This window comes from Sulfitobacter noctilucae, assembly GCF_000622365.1.
Lineage (GTDB): Bacteria > Pseudomonadota > Alphaproteobacteria > Rhodobacterales > Rhodobacteraceae > Sulfitobacter > Sulfitobacter noctilucae.
In genome coordinates this window covers 71,874-90,663 of sequence record NZ_JASC01000003.1, presented here as the reverse complement: position 1 = coordinate 90,663, position 18,790 = coordinate 71,874, and the positions used below count along the sequence as shown (strand labels likewise).

19 protein-coding genes are annotated in these 18,790 nt (G+C 58.8%); 8 read left to right on the top strand and 11 right to left on the bottom strand.

The annotated features are described in order from the left end of the window. Positions 1–8: 8 nt before the first annotated feature. The 8 genes from Z945_RS0102780 to Z945_RS0102745 all read right to left on the bottom strand — a co-directional run bounded on the left by Z945_RS0102780 (position 9) and on the right by Z945_RS0102745 (position 7,382). Entirely contained in the window at positions 9–947 is a 939-nt protein-coding gene (locus Z945_RS0102780; protein WP_037970388.1) for a calcium/sodium antiporter, read from the bottom strand. Positions 948–1,120: 173 nt separating this feature from the next. After that, on the bottom strand, positions 1,121–1,918 hold the full coding sequence (locus tag Z945_RS0102775) for a S49 family peptidase (RefSeq protein WP_025050594.1): 798 nt from the start codon (positions 1,916–1,918) through the stop codon (positions 1,121–1,123). A 49-nt stretch (positions 1,919–1,967) separates the two neighbouring features. Further along, positions 1,968–2,729: an ABC transporter permease gene (locus tag Z945_RS0102770; RefSeq protein ID WP_025050593.1), complete on the bottom strand. Its 762-nt coding sequence runs from the start codon at positions 2,727–2,729 to the stop codon at positions 1,968–1,970. Then, positions 2,726–3,679, bottom strand: a complete 954-nt coding sequence (locus Z945_RS0102765; protein WP_025050592.1) for an ABC transporter ATP-binding protein — start codon at positions 3,677–3,679, stop codon at positions 2,726–2,728. The genes Z945_RS0102770 and Z945_RS0102765 overlap by 4 nt, the downstream gene beginning before the upstream one ends. A gap of 59 nt (positions 3,680–3,738) precedes the next feature. After that, complete coding sequence (locus Z945_RS0102760; RefSeq protein ID WP_025050591.1) at positions 3,739–4,251, bottom strand: SRPBCC family protein; 513 nt, start codon at positions 4,249–4,251, stop codon at positions 3,739–3,741. Between the two features lie 66 nt (positions 4,252–4,317). Further along, complete coding sequence (locus tag Z945_RS0102755; RefSeq protein ID WP_025050590.1) at positions 4,318–5,280, bottom strand: NADPH:quinone oxidoreductase family protein; 963 nt, start codon at positions 5,278–5,280, stop codon at positions 4,318–4,320. 84 nt (positions 5,281–5,364) lie between these two features. Next, complete coding sequence (locus Z945_RS0102750) at positions 5,365–6,711, bottom strand: sensor histidine kinase (protein ID WP_025050589.1); 1,347 nt, start codon at positions 6,709–6,711, stop codon at positions 5,365–5,367. Then, positions 6,711–7,382, bottom strand: a complete 672-nt coding sequence (locus tag Z945_RS0102745) for a winged helix-turn-helix domain-containing protein (RefSeq protein WP_025050588.1) — start codon at positions 7,380–7,382, stop codon at positions 6,711–6,713. The genes Z945_RS0102750 and Z945_RS0102745 overlap by 1 nt, the downstream gene beginning before the upstream one ends. Positions 7,383–7,532: 150 nt before the next feature. On the opposite strand from Z945_RS0102745, the gene Z945_RS0102740 reads away from it, so the two are divergent. The 8 genes from Z945_RS0102740 to mnhG all read left to right on the top strand — a co-directional run bounded on the left by Z945_RS0102740 (position 7,533) and on the right by mnhG (position 15,103). Further along, a complete protein-coding gene (locus Z945_RS0102740) occupies positions 7,533–8,645 on the top strand; it encodes a Do family serine endopeptidase (protein WP_025050587.1) in 1,113 nt (370 codons plus the stop codon). Between the two features lie 131 nt (positions 8,646–8,776). Next, entirely contained in the window at positions 8,777–8,953 is a 177-nt protein-coding gene (locus Z945_RS20670; RefSeq protein WP_025050586.1) for a hypothetical protein, read from the top strand. A 181-nt stretch (positions 8,954–9,134) separates the two neighbouring features. Then, entirely contained in the window at positions 9,135–12,017 is a 2,883-nt protein-coding gene (locus tag Z945_RS0102730; RefSeq protein WP_025050585.1) for a monovalent cation/H+ antiporter subunit A, read from the top strand. 1 nt (position 12,018) lies between these two features. Beyond that, positions 12,019–12,378, top strand: coding sequence for a Na+/H+ antiporter subunit C (locus Z945_RS0102725; RefSeq protein WP_025050584.1), 360 nt, complete (start codon positions 12,019–12,021; stop codon positions 12,376–12,378). Then, entirely contained in the window at positions 12,375–13,931 is a 1,557-nt protein-coding gene (locus Z945_RS0102720; protein WP_025050583.1) for a monovalent cation/H+ antiporter subunit D, read from the top strand. The genes Z945_RS0102725 and Z945_RS0102720 overlap by 4 nt, the downstream gene beginning before the upstream one ends. A 1-nt stretch (position 13,932) precedes the next feature. Continuing rightward, a complete protein-coding gene (locus Z945_RS0102715; RefSeq protein WP_025050582.1) occupies positions 13,933–14,433 on the top strand; it encodes a Na+/H+ antiporter subunit E in 501 nt (166 codons plus the stop codon). Between the two features lie 17 nt (positions 14,434–14,450). After that, positions 14,451–14,717 (top strand): K+/H+ antiporter subunit F, encoded by a 267-nt coding sequence (locus tag Z945_RS0102710; protein WP_420911446.1) that lies wholly within the window; start codon positions 14,451–14,453, stop codon positions 14,715–14,717. Next, positions 14,714–15,103 carry a monovalent cation/H(+) antiporter subunit G gene (gene mnhG / locus Z945_RS0102705; RefSeq protein WP_025050580.1) on the top strand — a complete coding sequence of 130 codons (390 nt, stop codon included), beginning with the start codon at positions 14,714–14,716 and terminating at the stop codon, positions 15,101–15,103. Before Z945_RS0102710 ends, mnhG begins: the two co-directional genes overlap by 4 nt. Positions 15,104–15,121: 18 nt before the next feature. Here the strand turns inward: mnhG and Z945_RS0102700 are convergent, their stop codons facing one another. From Z945_RS0102700 to Z945_RS0102690, 3 genes are all read right to left on the bottom strand, one after another. Next, positions 15,122–15,889, bottom strand: a complete 768-nt coding sequence (locus tag Z945_RS0102700; protein WP_025050579.1) for an SDR family NAD(P)-dependent oxidoreductase — start codon at positions 15,887–15,889, stop codon at positions 15,122–15,124. Positions 15,890–15,975: 86 nt separating this feature from the next. Further along, positions 15,976–17,448, bottom strand: coding sequence for a glutamine synthetase family protein (locus Z945_RS0102695; protein WP_241434454.1), 1,473 nt, complete (start codon positions 17,446–17,448; stop codon positions 15,976–15,978). Further along, a complete protein-coding gene (locus Z945_RS0102690) occupies positions 17,430–18,752 on the bottom strand; it encodes an aromatic ring-hydroxylating dioxygenase subunit alpha (RefSeq protein ID WP_025050577.1) in 1,323 nt (440 codons plus the stop codon). Before Z945_RS0102690 ends, Z945_RS0102695 begins: the two co-directional genes overlap by 19 nt. Positions 18,753–18,790: the final 38 nt, after the last annotated feature.

Genomic DNA, 18,790 nt, shown 5'->3' with positions numbered 1-18,790 from the left:
GTGTCTCCTTAGATCAGCACAACTATCAGATAGGCAGCATATAGGGCGCTCAGCACGATCCCCCAGACACGCGTAATATCTTTGTGCATATAGACGAAGGGGATCAACAAAAGGGAGGCGGCCAGCATGACCCACAGATCAAAGCGCAGGAATTCAGGATCGACCCGTATCGGCCCGACCAGGCTTGCAATGCCGATGATGGCCAGCAGGTTGAACATGTTCGAACCGATGACATTGCCAAGCGCCACGTCCGCCTGACGGCGCAGCGCGGCCATCACGGTGGTAGCCAATTCGGGCAGTGATGTACCAATGGCCACAAGTGTCAGGCCGATCACCGTATCGCTCACGCCATAAGCCTTGGCGATCACGGTGGCATTGTCGACCAACAGACTGGCCCCCACAGGCAAACCGATCAACCCCAAGAACAGGAATACCGCAATCTGCCACTTCGGCATGTCAGGATCGGCCCCCTCGGGTTCCTCTTCGGAGGCTTCGCACCTGCGGTGATTGCGCGCGTCGCGCAACTGATCGCCCAGCATCAAAGCCAGTGCGCCCAACAGCACGACGGCCGCGATCCAATCGAACACACCACGGAATGCCAGGGCGATGAATAGAACCGAGGCTGCGATCATAAATGCAAAGGTTTTGCGCGTGTCGCATTCGGATGTGTGCATCGTTGCCAGCAGCGCCGGAATACCCAGCACCAGCAGAATATTGGCGGTGTTTGACCCCACCACATTACCCAAAGCCAGCCCGGGGACACCGTCCACCACAGCTTTGACAGAGATCAGCAATTCAGGTGCAGATGTACCAAAGGCCACAATGGTCAAGCTGACGATCAGGGCCGGGATTCCCAGGCGTAGTGACAGGTTGACTGCGCCTTTGACCAGCGCATCCCCCGCCAAAAGCAGGATCACCAGACCAAGGCCCGACAGAATCCACGGCATAACCATCAACTTTTACTCCCGCAGCTGCAGGGGCCCTTACCGATCCGGTAGCGCCCGCAACTGCTGCATTTTGTCTGTCTTAGTTTGTCTGTTCCCAGCCAGTGCATTTTGCCAAACCAAGCAAGCAGACCCATAAAGACCAGAAACAGAAGGACAATCTTGGCGACCATGAATCAGAGGCCAAACCGCGCGAAAGCAGCGCGTTCCTCAATGCCGGCAGCGGCGTCTTCCACCACCTGCGCACCAAATCGAGACAGGAACCCGCGCCGCACGCCGTAGCGCCGGAATTGCACCTTGTCGCCAAACCGCTCTTTCATCATCGGGCGCAGATGCCCGATACCATCGATTAGGCCCAGCTCCGCCGCGCGTTTGGCCAGCCAGATCTCGCCTGTGAAAAAGTCGATGTCTTTCTCCAGCCGATCACCACGCCGCGCGGTGATGTGATCCTTGAAATTACTGTGAATGTCTTCGAGCAAGGTCTTCAACCGTGCGACGTCCTCTTCCTTTTCAGGTTGGAAGGGGTCGAGCATGCTTTTGCTTTGGCCCGCCGTATAGACGCGGCGTTTGATCCCGTAGGAATTGATAAACTCGTCCAGACCGAAAGACGCCGAGATCACGCCGATGGACCCTACAACCGATGACGGGTCTGCATAGATTTCGTCTGCTGCTGCTGCCAGCCAATAGCCGCCCGATGCCGCAACGTCTTCGACAAAGGCGATGACAGGTATGTCTTTTTCTTCTGCCAAACGCCGGATGCGCGACCCGATCAAAGAAGACTGCACGGGGCTTCCGCCGGGCGAGTTGATCTCAAGCGCCACCGCCGCGGGCTTGCCCTTGGCGAAAGCCTTTTCCAGTACCGGTCCAAGGGCGGCGTCATTCAGCGTCGCACGCCCCTGCCCACCGATCGCACCGGACAGGCGGATCACGGCAACGGTCGGATTGGATTTAATGAAGGGCAGCCAGTTTCTCATGAAATCACATGTAGAGTGCAGGTTCGCAGCAAACAAGGCGCAGCCGGCATTATTCGCGGATGCGCCATCCGGTGCGGAAGATCCACCAGATCACGCCAAGAGCCAGTGCCGTGAACACCCCGATCGCCAACAGGCTGGTGATGATTGGCACATCCGCAGTACCAAAGAAGGCCCAGCGAAAACCCGAGATCAGATAGACCACCGGATTAAACATGGAAATCGTTTGCCAGACCGGCGGCAGCATCGAAATGGAATAGAACGACCCACCGAGGAACACCAGGGGCGTGACGATCAGCAACGGTACAATCTGCAACTGCTCGAAATTGCCGGCCCAAATGCCGATGATAAAACCGAAAAGCGCAAAGCTGATGGTGGTCAGCAGCAAAAACGCCAGCATCGCCAGCGGGTGCTGGATGGTGAAATCCACAAAGAAAAACGCCGTCAGCAGGATGATGATCCCGATGATCAAGGCTTTGGTCGCCGCCGCCCCCACGTAGCCGAGAACAATCTCGAGAAAGCTGATGGGTGCTGCCAGCAGTTCCGAGAACGTGCCGATGAATTTCGGAAAATAGATACCAAAGGACGCATTCGAGATCGACTGTGTGATGACTGTCAACATGACCAGTCCCGGCACGATGAACGCGCCATAGCTGACGCCTTCAACCTCCTGGATCCGGCTGCCGATGGCGGCACCGAAGACCACGAAATAGAGTGAAGTCGAGATAACAGGTGCCAGAAAACTCTGCGCGATGGTTCGGAAAAACCGAAACATCTCGAAGGTAAAGATGGCGCGGATGGCGGTCCAGTTCATGCGCGCTCTCCTTTGGCGGCTGTGTCACTATCCTCGTGGACAAGGGTGACGAATATCTCCTCAAGACTCGACTGTCGGGTGACCAGGTCACGCAGCGTCAGCCCCGCTTGGGCCACGTCGGACAATAGCTTGGTGATGCCGGTCCGCTCGGCGCGGGTGTCATAGGTATAGATCAGCGCATCGCCGCTGTCCGACAGGCGCAGCGCGTGGGGATCCAGCGCGGCGGGGATTTCAGACAGGGGCGCGGTCAATTGCACCTCCAGCTCTTTCTGGCCCATGCGCGCCATCAGCTTGTCTTTGTCTTCCACCAGCATCAATTCGCCCTTGGCGATCACGCCCACACGATCGGCAATGGCCTCGGCCTCTTCGATATAGTGGGTGGTCAGGATGATGGTCACACCATCGGCCTTCAGGCCCGCAACCACCTCCCACATCTCTTTGCGCAATTCGACGTCGACCCCGGCGGTGGGCTCATCCAAGAACAACACACGCGGATCATGGGCGAGCGCTTTCGCGATCAGAACGCGGCGCTTCATTCCGCCAGATAGTTCCCTGATTTGATTGTCTTTCTTGTCCCAAAGCGACAGTTGCTTCAAAACCTTTTCGATCATCGCATCATCACTGCGCTTGCCAAACAACCCCCGTGAAAAGCGCACGACATTGATCACCCGCTCGAAGGGTTCGAGGTTGATTTCCTGCGGCACCAACCCGATCATCGAACGCGCTGCACGGTAGTCGGTGATGATGTCGTGCCCGCCCACGGTCACAGTGCCAGAGCTCGCCGTGGTGATCCCGCAGACGGTCGAAATCAGCGTGGTCTTGCCCGCGCCATTGGGGCCCAGCAGCGCAAGGATTTCGCCCTCGCGAATTTCGAGGCTTACGCCTTTGAGCGCCTGAAACCCGTCCTTATAGGACTTCCGCAGGTCTTGAATATCGACGATAGTAGTCATACTGGCCCTCTTTAGCGCAGGTTAAGAACATCCGGTCCGGCGCATGAGCCCGAAGCGGTTCAGGATTTAGAGCGCCCGAACCACCCTTTCTTGGCTGCTGATTCGTCCGCGTCCGGCTCCGCCTCATCGGCAGGGCCTTCAAGCAAGGTCTGGAGGTTCTGGAAAAACTGATCGGCCATCTTTTTGGCAAATCCGTCGATGATCCGGCTGCCCAGCTGCGCCAGCTTGCCGCCCACCTTTGCTTCAACGTCATAGCTCAGCTCGGTGCCGCCGTCTTTCTCCACCAGCCGCACCTCGGCACCGCCCTTGGCAAAGCCCGCAGCGCCGCCTTTGCCGGAACCGTCGATCTTGAGCGAGCTGTTTTCAACCAGATCAGAGATCGTCACCTCGCCCTTGAAGGTCGCTTTCACAGGGCCGACCTTTTGTACAACTGTTGCCTCGAACCCATCCTCGACCGATCCGGTAACGTCCTGCGCGCCGGGCACACATTGCTGCAACATCCCGGGATCAAGCAGCGCTGCATAAACTTGCGCGGGCGGGACGTTGATCTGGCGGGTATCGGACATCTGCATGGGATTACTCCTGTCGGTTGGATTGGGCTAATTAACCTGCCAATCAAGGCAGCGGCAAGCGGTCTATCAAGACACCTGCACAACAACCTTGCCTGTCGCTTTGCGACTGCGCAACAAATCAAGCGCCTCGTTGGCCTGTTCCAGCGGCATGACCGTACTGACGTGCGGTTTGATTTTGGCGGCGACGTACCATTCTACCAGCGTCTTGAAACTGTCGGTCAGAATGCCCGGTTTCAGCTTGGCAAAGCCGCCAAGATAGAACCCCATGACCGAGATATTCTTGACCAGCAAGATATTCGCCGGGATCTGCGGCACGTCACCGGACGCGAAACCAAGCGGCAATAGCCGTCCTTCGGGATTGCAGGCACGGAATGCAGCTTTGAACTGATCACCGCCAATCGGGTCATAGACCACATCCGCGCCGCCCAGCGCCTTGACCACTTCGCGGATGTCCTGCGTATCGGAATCGATCAGATGTTCGGCGCCAGCCGTGCGGCAAATCTCCAGCTTGTCACTGCCGCGTGCGCAGGCGATCACCTCAGCCCCCATCAATTTGCCCAGCTCGACTGCCGTCAGCCCAACACCGCCCGCCGCACCCAGCACCAGCAACCGCTCGCCCGGTTGCAGGCGGGCCTTGTAGTCAAGCGCAACATGGCTGGTGCCGTAGGCCACCAGAAAGGCCGCCGCATCGACCGATGTCATCGCATTGGGGATCGGCACGCAGACCTGCGCGGGCAGAACCGCGTATTCCGCCAGCCCGCCCGCGCCGGCATAGGCCGCGATGCGCTGACCCTCTGTCATTCCCTGAACATCTGCACCAAGGCCCACCACCGTACCCGCCAATTCCATCCCGATGGTGAAGGGCAAGGGCGGTTTTTCCTGATAGCTGCCTTTGATCATCAGCGTGTCGCCAAAGTTTAGACCGCAGGTGTCAATCCGCACCAGAACCTCGCCCCCGCCAGGCACCGGCACGTCAATATCGGTCAGGATCATAGGGGTGTCATAAGCGGTGACTTGCATGGCACGCATTGGCGGTCTCCTTGGCAGATGCTAGACGCCAAAAGGTCAGAGTGCCGCGAGAATGACAAGTCGGGCCCGCCGGTTTTCGCTGCGTCACGCTCCGAAGCGCAATGTCGCCCGCAACCCCGGAGCAGCGTCAGCAAGGGTAAATTCGGCGTCATGCAAAGCGGCCACCGCTTCGACCAAACTCAGGCCCAGACCATGCCCCGGCGTGCTGCGGCTGCGGTCCAGCCGGTAGAGCCGTTGCAGCACTTTTTCGCGTTCACTCTCAGGTATGCCCGGTCCGTCATCGGTCACGCTCAAGGTTGTCCCCTGCTCATCCTGTGTCAGTGCAATAGTGATGGAGCTGCCCGCAGGCGTGTGGCGCAGGGCATTTTCGAAGAGGTTGGACAGCACCTGTCCCAGAAGGGCCGCATCACCCTGTACCGTGACGCTATCGCGTGGCACGTCCAGCACCATCCTGTGGTCTGCGGCCTCTGCGCTGGCTTCAAACATCTCCGCAACCTTGTGGCACAGTGCCGTGAGATCAACGGGTGCAAACCGCCCGCGTGCTGATCCGGCTTCAAGCTGTGCCAGTTGCAGCAGCGCCTGAAACACATGGGTCATGCCGTCGATCTCCGTCGCGATCTTGTCGGTCAAATCCGCGCTTTCGCTGTCTTTTGGCACTTGAGCAGACAGATCTTCCAGATAGAGCGCCACCCGCTGCAACGGTGTGCGAAGATCGTGCGCAATATCCGAAGAAACGCCGCGCAGTGCCTTCATCTGCGCTTCCTGGGCGCCCGCCATCTGGTTCAGCTTGCCGCCAAGATGCATCAGATCATCCGACCAACGCGGCCCGATCTGAACCCGTGCAGCCAAATCGCCGCTGGTCATCCGGTCCAGCGCCGTACTGACCACCTCCACATGCCGTTTTGACCGCCGTGCAAGGATCAGCCCGCCCGACAAGGCAATCAGAACCGTGGGCAGCAGGCTGATCCAGAGGATATTCACGAATACCGCCCGCAGCGCCACGATTTCTGCCCGACTGCGAGCGACAGTGATCAATCCGCCATAAAGCGTATCCGTCAAAGCCAGATAGTCGCCGACGAAACCGGCACGCTCGGGGTCCAGTGACAATATCTGAAAGCCGGCGTCGTCGCGGGCAATCGCCCCGTTGCCATAGATACGCCCCCCCGGGGCGATATAGCTCAGGATCAGGCGGTTCGGATCTGCCTCACGCGACTCGGCTTCGACCAGCAGGGCCACGGCACGGGCGTTCGGGGCGGCGCGAAAGCCTGCCAGATCCTGCCGCAGATCCGCACGGATGCTCTGCTCGAACGAAGATTGTGTGACCGCGTAACTCGCCGCAAGGCTCAGCAGGCTGACCGTGGCGAACAAGGCCACCAGCAGCACAGCCAGTCGCAGGGGCATCGACCGCCAGAGTTGCGCCAGACGGGGCATTACGTGGCGATCCTGTAACCCGCACCGCGCACGGTTTCGATCAACTCCCGGTCAAAGGGTTTATCCACCTTGGCCCGCAGGCGGCTGACATGGGTTTCCACCACATTTGTTCCGGGATCAAAACCGATGTCCCAGACGTGTTCCAGCAGCATGGTCCGGGTCTGCACCCGACCCTTGCGCCGCAGCAAATGTTCCAGCAGCGCAAATTCGCGGGGCAGCAGATCAATCACGGTATCCCCGCGCGTGACCTTACGGGTGATCAGGTTCATCTCAAGGTCTCCCGCCCGCAGCACAGTTTCAGCCTCAAGCGCTTGCGGGCGCCGCGCCAGAGCATTCACGCGCGCGGACAACTCGCCAAAGGCGAAGGGTTTGGACAGGTAATCATCCGCGCCGGATTGGAGCCCTTCGATCCGATCCTCCACATCGCCAAGTGCGGTCAGCAACAAGACAGGCACGCGGTTGCCTGCACCCCGCAAGGTTTTCAGGACCGTCAGACCGTCGACCACAGGCAGCATGCGGTCCAGCACCAGCACATCATATGTACCAGAGGTCGCCGCGATCAGCCCCTCTTTGCCATCAGCGATCAGATCAACCACATGCCCCTCCTCGCGCAAACCCCGCGCGATGTAGGATCCTGTGGTCTCATCGTCTTCGATCACCAATAGCTTCATGGCCGCCGCCGTTCTCTTGCTTCGTTCAAGCTATATAGACTTCGCGGTCGCAGCAGGAGCCCCCGTTACAAAATTGTATAAGACATCCCAGACCTCTGTAACGCGGAGCGTCCATATGCGTGGGGTCACAAACCAAAAGAGGCATCCTTCATGCAATCCTTTCTTTCCTCCACCTCGCGCACCGCAACCGCCGCCCTCACAGCTGTACTGTTGTCAGGTGCCACCCTCACCGCCCTGCCTTCCACCGCAGGCGCAGTCCCCGCAGGCGGCTATGCCGATCTGGTCGAGCAGGTGTCACCAGCCGTGGTGTTCATCGAAGTGACCGGCAAGGCCACACCAGCAAACGCAACCCTGCCAGACAATCTGCCGCCGCAGCTGCGCGAACGGTTCAAAAACATGATCCCCGACGCCCCCGGCCAGAACGCACCGGCGCAGGGTCTTGGTTCGGGATTTATCATCTCGGCTGACGGCCAGATCGTGACAAACCATCATGTGGTGAACGGTGCCGAAACGGTCAAGGTCAAGCTGGCCGACGGACGCAGTTTTGACGCCGAAGTGTTGGGCAGCGATCCGATGACCGATATTGCCGTGCTGAAAATCACCGCTGACGTTGACCTGCCGACCGTTGCCTTTGGCACCTCGGGCGACCTGCGCGTCGGTGACGAAGTCGTCGCTGTTGGCAATCCATTTGGCTTGGGTGGCACAGTAACCTCGGGAATCGTCTCGGCCCTGTCACGCGACATCCGCTCGGGCCCGTTTGATGATTTCATCCAGACCGATGCAGCCATCAACCGAGGTAACTCGGGCGGACCGTTGTTTGACAATGACGGCGCTGTTGTCGGCGTGAACACCGCGATCCTGTCGCCCGGCGGCGGGTCGGTCGGTATCGGTTTTGCCGTGCCGTCGGATCTGGTGCAAACGGTCGTCGCCGATTTGGTCGATGACGGCGTGATTGCACGCGGCTGGCTAGGTGTGAATATCCGCCCGATGACCGAAGAAGTCGCAACTGTGCTGGGCTATGACGCGCCCCGTGGGGCCGTGGTCGAGGCTGTGAGCGAAGACAGCCCCGCCGCCAAAGCGGGATTGAAAAAAGGCGATATCATTTTGTCTGTGGGCGAGACAGCTGTCGAGGATCTGCGCGATCTGACCCGCAGTGTTGCCATGATGGCACCGGACACCGATGCGACCTTTACGCTGCTCCGAAAAGGCAAGCAGATCACGGTCGACGTAACAGTTGGCACCCGTGCCCCTGAGGCGGCCTAGCACCGCCGACCCCACCCGCCGGTCCCCCCCGGTCTAGGGTTCGACCCCGCGCAGCGCCTTGCGCGGGGTCTTTTTGTTTCTAAGCAGCAGCTTTGGTTGCCACCCTGAGGACCATCCGCTAGGCTTTGGTCATGAAACATGTTCCCAAGCCCACCACCGATGAAGCCCTGATCGAAGAATTTCTGAAAAAGGGCGGCAAGGTAAGCGTTGGCAAGACCAAACCACCCAAAGCCGAGCTGGGTCTCAGCAACAATCAATGGAACAACAAGCTGACCCGCGAAGAAAAAGCAGCACGGGATAAAAAGTAGAGCGTATTTCGCGCAATGGTCGATTTGAAGCGCCGGAAAATTGCGAGCTTTCGCCCGTAAATTCTGACCAGACAGCCCGGCGAATACGATAATTTCGGTTTTGCGTCCGGTTTTGCTTGAGAAACCTCAACAAGTAACCCAGATATACCCGAACCTCTCAGGCCCCAGATCAGGAGTTCGCGTGTCCCTCTTCCTTATCGTCGCCCTGCCCTTCCTGGGCGCATTACTGCCCGGTTTGATGAACAACGCAGGCAGACAAGCTTGTGCGGGTGTGACGTTCACCATCACGTTGGCCGCATTTGTTGGTCTATTGACCAACCTGCCTGCTATTCTGGCCGGAGAGGTCGTGCAAACCGGGGTTTCCTGGCTTCCCGCGATTGGTCTGAACGTCAATCTGATGCTGGACCCGCTTGGGTTTTTCTTTGCTCTGCTGATCCTCGGGATTGGCTTGCTGATCATCACTTACGCGCGTTTTTATCTGTCACGTGAAGACAACATGGGCGAATTCTTTACCTACCTGCTGCTGTTTCAGGGCGCGATGGTTGGTATCGTTCTGTCCGACAACATCCTGCTTTTGCTCATCTTCTGGGAGCTTACCTCGCTGTCGTCCTTCCTGCTGATCGGCTATTGGAAACACCTGCCCGAAGGCCGCCAAGGGGCGCGGATGGCGTTGGCAGTGACAGGCATGGGCGGCCTTGCCCTAATCGGTGGCATGCTGATTTTGGGTAATATCGCGGGCAGCTATGATCTGAGCGTCATCTTGCAAAACCGCGATATCATTCAGGAAAGCCCGCTGTATCTGCCCGCTCTCATCCTGATCCTGCTGGGTTGTTTCACCAAATCCGCACAGTTCCCTTTCCACTTCTGGTTGCCGCACGCGATGGCCGCGCCCACGCCGGTGTCGGCCTACCTGCACTCTGCCACGATGGTGAAGGCAGGCATATTCTTGATGGCGCGGCTTTGGCCGGTCCTGTCGGGGACGTCAGAATGGTTCTACATCGTTACCACCGCCGGGCTGATCACCATGGTCCTTGGCGCGGTGATTGCGCTGTTTAAACATGATCTCAAGGCCTTGCTGGCTTTCTCTACTGTCAGCCATCTGGGCCTGATCACCATGCTCTTGGGCACGGGCACTGCCTTTGGCGCGATGGCGGCAGTGTTCCACATCCTCAACCACGCGACGTTCAAAGCCGCGCTTTTCATGTCGGCGGGCATCGTGGATCACGAGACGCATACCCGAGACATTCGCCGCCTCGGCGGGCTGCGGCATCTGATGCCGATCACCTTCGGCATTGTGACCCTTGCCGCGCTGTCGATGGCGGGTATTCCCTTCCTGAACGGTTTTCTTTCCAAAGAAATGATGCTCGAGGAAGTGTATCACACCACCCTCTTTGGCCCCACATGGCTGGTGCCTGCGCTGGCTGTTCTGGGGTCCCTCTTTTCTGCGGCCTACTGCTTCCGGTTGATCGGCCATACCTTTCTTGGCCCCAAGCGCGATGACTACCCCGCCAAACCGCATGATCCCGGTGCGGGCATGTGGTTGCCCCCAGCCTTGCTGATCGTGCCCGTTGTCGTGATCGGCTGTGCGCCCTTTCTGGTGCAGAACTTCGTCTTCCTCGTGGCGGACGCGGTGATCGGCGGCACGGCCGAACTTGAAGTGAAATACATCAAGATCTGGCACGGGCTGGTGCCCGCGCTTTACATGTCCATTGCGGCGGTAGTTGGCGGCCTGATCGTGGTTGCGCTTTTCAACCCGCTGCTCCGCCTATGGGACGCCACACCGCGCCCCGAAGCCAAGACGATCTTTGATGCGCTGATCGCCTCGGTCGTGGCAGTGGCACAAAAGGCTATTCACGGCATCCACACGGGCGCATTCTCTCGCTATGCGGGGATTGCTGCGGTCACGATCACAGTCGCAGGCTACTACGCTTGGGTTACAGGTATCAGCGGTGCCCCGACCCGCGCCCTTCAACCCGCAGGGCCGGTAGAGATCGCAGGCTGGGTCATGCTGGTCGCCGCCACCGCTGGGTTGGTATTCTTGCATCGCAACCGCTTGCTGTCACTAATCCTGATCGGCATCGTCGGCCTGATGGTTTCGGTCGGTTTTGTGTTCTTCAGCGCCCCTGACCTCGCCATGACACAAATCACCGTCGAGGTGGTGACGATCATCCTCCTGCTGCTCGCCCTGAACTTCTTGCCGAACCGGACACCAATCGAAAGCTCCGTCCTCAAACGGGCCCGCGACGGCGTGCTCGCGGTTGGCGCAGGACTGGCGACTTTTGCAATGGCCTATCACTTTCTGCTGCGGGACGCGGTAGCGAACCCAATCTCCGAATTCCACTTGGCCAATTCCTACAAAGGCGGCGGCGGTACCAATGTGGTCAATGTGATCCTCGTCGACTTCCGCGGCTTTGACACCTTTGGCGAGATCATCGTGCTCGGCATCGCCGCCCTGCTGATCTATGCGCTGACAGAGTCGTTGTTAGATGGACCCGTGCGTGCGCGGTTGCTGAACCGCAAGCCTGACCAGCCACGGGCCGGTGACAGGCACCCGATGATGATGGTCGTGCTGACACGCGTGATCATGCCTGTGGTTCTGCTGGTCGGTTTCTATATCTTCCTGCGCGGCCACAACGAACCGGGCGGCGGGTTTATTGCAGGTCTTGTCGTCTCAATCGGTGTGGTCATGCAATATATGGCCAGCGGTTTCAGCTGGACCTCTGCGCGGCTGCGGTATCCCTACCACGGGATTATTGGCGCAGGTGTGTTGATCGCGGGTCTGACGGGCATCGGATCGTGGTTTGCAGGCAAACCGTTCCTCACATCCGATTTCACCTATGTCCGCATTCCGCCGTTCGAGAAATTCGAGCTGGCCACTGCTGCGCTCTTTGACCTCGGGGTTTTCCTTGCCGTTGTTGGCGCAGTCATGCTGTCCCTCGAAAGCTTCTCGCGGTTGGCGCGGCGTGCCCATGTCAAGGACAGCGAACACCCGATGGACATCGACCCGTCCCGTGACGAGGTGGATCCCGCCGACCCCAGCAACCCAAGAATGGAGGGCGCATAAGATGGGACTTGAACTGCTTGTCGCCTCTGCCATCGGCATCCTGACCGCAGCGGGCATGTACCTGACGCTTCGGTTGCGCACGTTTCCGGTGATCATGGGGATTTCCCTGCTGACCTATGCGGTGAATGTGTTTCTCTTTGCATCGGGTCGCCTGACCGTGGGGGCACCCCCGATCCTGACCGATGCGGCGACATATACCGATCCCCTGCCGCAAGCGTTGGTACTAACGGCGATTGTGATCTCCTTTGGCATGACAGCGGTGGTCGTGATGATAGCGCTTGGAGCCTATCTTGGTGCTGGTGAAGACCGGGTGAATGACCCAGAAATAAACGATGAAGACACGACGGAGCGCAGCATATGACCCACTGGCTCATCGCGCCCATTATTCTGCCCGCCCTGCTGGCCCCCTTTATCGTGTTGGCCGCGCGCCATCATATCGTGATTCAACGCGCTTTCTCCGTTGTCGGTGTTCTGGCTATGATCGCTGTCGCCGCCGGACTGGCGTGGGAAACATCTGACGGCACCATCATGCTTTATCAATTGAGCGATTGGGCAGCCCCCTTCGGAATCGTTCTGGTTGGCGACAGACTGTCTACGATTATGGTCCTGCTGACGGCGGTTCTGGCTTTCTTTGTCTTGCTCTATGCCATCGGATCAAAATGGGACGAACGCGGCTGGCATTTCCACGCGCTGTTCCAGTTCCAGCTGATGGGGATCATGGGGGCCTTTCTGACCGGCGACCTCTTCAACCTTTTCGTGTTCTTCGAAGTCCTACTGATCGCCTCCTATGGCTTGATGATCCATTCGGGCGGGGACGTGCGGCTGCGGGCGGGCGTGCAGTATGTGCTGTTCAACCTGATCGGCTCTACGCTCTTTCTGTTCGCGCTGGGTGCAATCTATGCCCAGACAGGTACACTGAATATGGCTGACCTGGCGGCACGGGTTGCGTTGATTGATGCCGGCGATACCGTGGGCATCCGCCTGGCCGCAGTGCTCCTTTTGCTGGTCTTTGCAATCAAGGCGGCTATTGTGCCACTGCACTTCTGGCTGCCCTCCAGCTATGCAGAAGCGCCTGCGCCGGTTGCAGCCCTTTTCGCCATCATGACCAAGGTCGGTGCCTATGCGATCATCCGGGTCTACACGATGATCTTTCCACCAGACCTCGCCGTCACTTCGGGCCTGCACACCACCTGGCTCATGCCCGCCGCACTCGCCTCGCTAGCTGTTGGCATGATCGGCGTGCTGGCCGCCCGCAAACTGGACCGGCTGGTTGCCTTTTCAGTCATCGGATCAATGGGCATGGTTATGGTGGCCATCGCCATGTTCACCCCGGCGGGGATTACTGCGGCTCTTTACTATATTATTCACTCGACTCTGGCTGCTGCTGCACTGTTCCTGATTGCCGATCTGGTCCGTTCTGGCCGGGCAGACTTGAGCCTTGTCGCGATGCCTCCGGTCGCCGGGGCGGCGCTTACTTCGGCACTGTTCTTCGTCGCGGCCATTGCGATGACAGGTTTGCCGCCGCTATCGGGTTTCCTGGGTAAACTGATGGTTCTGGATGCCGGATTTGAGACGCCGAATGCCACGTGGATCTGGGCTGTTGTCCTGTGTTCCAGCCTGATCAGCATTGTGGGTTTTGCCCGTGCCGGATCGACCCTGTTCTGGAAGGCAAAAAGCATTCCCGTTGATCCTGATGCACCCGATGCACCCGCTGACCCCGCACCGGCAGCGCTGTCCTATGTGGCCGTTGGCGGATTGCTATGTCTGCTCGTCGCGCATACGATCTTTGCTGGTCCGGCCTACAGCTATATGGAGCGCACCTCTGCGGATCTGTTCGACCCCGCGCCTTACGATGAAAAGGTGCTGACCACCCCCGGCAAACTGAGCGATGCCACCAAAGAGGAGGAGCACTGATATGACCCGCGCCTTCCGCTGGCTTTTCCCCCACCCCCTTTTGACCGTGCTGCTGGCTGTCATCTGGATGCTGCTGCAAAACGAGCTTTCCGCCGGAATGGTGGTTTTCGGTATCATTCTTGGTATCGTGATCACCAAAACCACGGCGGTTTGGTGGCCCGAACGTCCGGGCAATATCCGGGTCGGCCGCATGGTGGTCTACTGTCTGATCGTGCTTTGGGACATTATGGTTGCCAATGTCGAAGTTGCGTGGATCGTGCTGACCAAACCCAACAGCAAACTGCGGCCCGCATGGATTGTCGTGCCGCTTGATCTGGTGCAGCCCGAAGCGATCACCGTGCTGGCGGGTACCATCACCCTGACACCCGGCACGGTATCGGCCGATCTGTCGGACGAAGGCCATAGCCTTTTGGTGCATGTGCTGCACACCGACGATCCGGATGCGGTGCGCGATGATATCAAACACCGCTACGAGCGCCGCCTGAAGGAGATTTTCGTATGAGCGCCGCAACCGAGTTCATGAACATTACGTTTATCATTGCCTTTGTCGCGGCGGCCGCAGCACAGATCATGTCAATGATCCGTCTGGTCATCGGACCGAGTGTTGGCGACCGAATTCTGGCACTGGATACGATGGTGGTGAATGCCATAGGGCTCATCGTTTTGCTTGGCATCGCCCAAGGCAGCCGCATCTATTTTGAAGTAACACTAATCATCGCGATGCTCGGTTTTGTATCGACCGTTGCCTATGCGCGGTTTGTACTGCGGGGGGATATCATCGAATGAGTATGCAAATTATCGGAACATATGCAGTGGCGGTATGCCTGCTGCTGGGTGCAGGGTTTGCGCTTGTGGGCACCATCGGTTTGCTCAAGTTCAATGACTCTATGACCCGCCTGCACGCCCCAACCAAAGTCGGCACCATCGGGATCGGGTCATTCTTGCTGGCCTCGATGATCCATTCCTATGTCTTCTCGGAAGGCTCGTTTCACGAGTTGCTTATCATGGGGTTCCTGTTTGTGACGGCACCCATATCTGCAAATTTCATTGCCAAGGTGAACATCCACAAACGTTCGTGTGACACGCCTCCAATGCCACCGCGTGACGATACATGGTCAACGTTGAATGTCCCCCTCGCCGATCGTGCGCTGGAAACCAAGGCGCAGGAATAATCCTGCGCCACGATTGATTTACCGGGGTGCCATGCGGATGGCCCCGTCAAGGCGGATCACCTCTCCGTTCAGCATCGGATTGTCCACGATATGGCAAACAAGTTTGCCGTACTCCGCCGGATCGCCCAACCGCGATGGGAACGGCACCTGAGCGCCCAACGATGTTTGCACATCCTCCGGTAGGCCCTGCAACAAAGGTGTCAAGAATAACCCCGGTGCGATGGTACAGACGCGCACGCCTTTGTCTGCAAGGTCACGGGCCATCGGTAGTGTCATACCGACAATCCCGCCCTTTGATGCGGCATAGGCCACCTGACCCACTTGTCCCTCATATGCGGCCACGGATGCGGTGTTGATGATCACACCGCGCGCGCCATCAGGGGCCATCGGATCGGCACCAACCATGCGCGCTGCCGCCTCTGATCCGCAAATGAAAGAGCCTACGAGATTGATCCCGATGACCTTGGCGAACATCGCCGGATCGTGCGGTTCTCCACGCGATACGGTTTTGGCAGCAGGGCCGATGCCCGCACAATTCACCAGGACACGCGGCATGCCCATGTCACTCACAACCTTATCCATCGCGGCTTTGACGCTGGCGGCATCCGATACATCGACGCTGTAAAAGCCACCACTCAACTCTGCGGCCTTGGCTTTGCCCGCCTCTTCATTCAGATCGAACAGCGCCACCTTGAACCCTGCCTGCGCCAAAGCTTCGGCACTTGCAGCCCCGAGGCCAGACGACCCGCCTGTGACCACAGCCACACTACCTGCCCACATTTCCATCCCGTTTCTCCCGTTCTCAAAAATCTGATGCGAGTTAGACTATGAACGCCAAGCCTGCGCAAGCAGTGGCGCAAACACGGCGGATGTCAGTACAGGCTGAAATACTCTTGCTGCTCCCAGGCCGAGACCGTCAGATGATAGCGGTCCCACTCCGCGCGACGAATGCGGCACAGGTACTCGACAAAATCGCCGCCCAAAGCCTGTCGATACAAAGCCGATGCACCGAAGGCCTCAATCGCCGCCAACAGGCTTTCCGGCAAAGCGGTCGCCGCCGCATCATAGGGGTCTTCGACCGCCATCGGTGCCTGCATACCTTGTGCCAAACCATCCATACCGGCGATGATCTGGCTGGCGAAGAGCAAATAGGGGTTGGCTGTGGGTTCGGCGACCCGGTTCTCGATCCTGCTTGCGAGATCACCCTGTGACATCAGCCCACGGATCATGGCACCCCGATTGTCGCGCCCCCATACAATGCGGTTCGGCGCAAGCTGATGCGGCTGATACCGTTTGTAGCCGTTGACCGTAGGTGTGCTGAGCAGACAGCCCGCCGCTGCATGCGCTAAAAGCCCAGCGATCCAGGCTGAAGCCGTATTTGTGATGCCCTGTCCCTCAGGCATAAACAGATTGGCACCTGTGGCCACGTCCACCAACGACTGATGCAGATGCCATCCGCTCGCCGCTGCATTCGGAAGCGCCGGTTTGCACATGAACGTCGCATGAAGGCCCTGCCGCTGGCATATCTCTTTGACGGCCGTGCGCAGCATCACCATGTTATCGGCGTGGGTCATCGGATCTGCCGGATCGAAGGTAAACTCGATCTGACTTGGCCCCATCTCGACCTCCATCGACCTGATCGGTAGTCCTAGGCCTTGCAAAGCGCGGCGCAGGCTGTCCATCACCGGCTCCAACGCATCGTAGTTTTGTTCGGTCAGAAACTGATAGCCCTGTGCGATGTTCTGGGTGATGGGCGGTTGGGCCGGCATGGTCGCATCGGTATGCTCCAACCGGGGATCAAGGACGCGAAAGACGTGAAACTCGACCTCCAGACCCACGACCAGCGCTTTGGCCTGATCTGCCAAACGCGCCGTCGCGTTGCGCAGGATACCGCGAGTGCACATCGGCATCTCTGCCCCATCGCGGTAGCGCAGATCACACAGAAGCCACGCGGAATGCGGTGCCCAAGGAAGAACGCGAAACGTCGCAGGGTCCGGCACCATCAGCACATCGCCTGCACCACGCATGCCCCCAGCCACATCGCCATCCGCCTGCCAGACGGGAAAGACGGTTCGGTGCGAGGTGTCCTTCAGCAAAAGTGTTGAGGGAGCGGCGAGGCCGTCAGCCAAGACCGAGGTCAAAGCAGAGGCGACAACGGTTTTGCCGCGCAGGATGCCGTTTTGGTCGGTAAAAAGCACACGGATGGTTTCTAGCCCCGCTGCTTCCGCCTCTGCAACCAACGCCGCAGAACGGTCAATGTCCGCGCTATCGAGCAACCCTGCACGGGCGATTGCGCCACCCGCGATGCGGTCCTTGACCCCGTCCGTCACAGGGTAGCGTCCCAATCGCTACAAGCTGCCCGCCGCGAGGTGTCACTTTGGGAAGAGACGTCGCGCCACTGCGCCTTATCTCCGATCGTATCATTGGAAATTGGTCCCTGGATCGTGGTTGGGTCCACCGCCCCGCGCATCGGCAAAGCGTCCTCCTTGCCGTCCTTCACCGCAGCAATCGCCGCACGCAACATGCGCCGGTATTTGATGATCGCCACATCGGTCTTGCCCAGATGCTCTTTGGTGCGGTCAAAAATCGGCCCGGGGCTTTCCACCGCCCACTGGTCATGGACGTTGATGTCCATACCCATGCCCGTATAGGTTTCCGTGCGCTGTTCTTCCGGATTGAACCCGTAATTGTTGCGCTTGTTCTTAAGCGGTGCGTAATCCGGCAGGCGGTGTTCCTTCAGCCGCTGGGCCCGCATCTTTTCTTTGTCCACCGGCGCGGTAAAGCTGGTGAACATCGAATACCAATAGCAATGCTCATCATCGACCGGCACGTGCCACTGGGTAATGATCATCTCGCGACTCATCGGAATGGAGATCGCCTGCGGAAAGATCTGGTTGGTGATGCGGATATGGCTTTGTGTGTCGTCCAGATGGCGTAGGGCAATCAGGCGCAGGCCATAATCGGTTTCTTCTACCGTAATTTCGGGATTGGTATACTCGCGCAGAAGCCGGGTCATCGGGATGTTGGTGTCGGCAGTGGCTGCATCGCGGAATTGCTTGCCATAGCTGTCGGCGGTATCTTCATCCTTGAGAAAGCGGTGCAGAAACGATGCGTGCGCCGGATCGATCCCGACCTCCATCGCCTGAAGCCAGTTACATTCCCAAAGGCCCTTGAACGCAAAAACATGGGTGTCAGGTGCCCGAAAGCAGTCGAAGTTGGGAAAAGGCGGCGGATCACCCGGTCCTAGGTAGGCGAAGATGATGCCGTTACGTTCCTCCACTGGATAAGACGTAGTGCGGATGCTTTCGTGCATCCGGCTGCCCTCTGGCTCTCCGGGTTGTTCCAGGCACTGGCCGCTGCGGTCAAAGTGCCATCCGTGGAACGGACAGCGAAGCCCGTTGTCTTCCAGCCGACCGTGGCACAGATCAGCGCCCCGATGGGGGCAATGACGGTCGATTAGGCCCAGCTTCCCCTCATTATCGCGAAACAGAACCAGCCTTTCGCCCAGTAGCGTGACAGGTACCAAAGGGCGCTCGCCCTGCAATTCATCCAGAAGTGCGGCGGGTTGCCAGTAACGGCGCAAGACCGCACCCGCATCGCTGCCCGGCCCTGTTCGCGTGATGGTATCGTTCAACTCTTGACTGATCATGTCGTCCCTGCCGCATCTAACTTTGATGTCCGGCATCC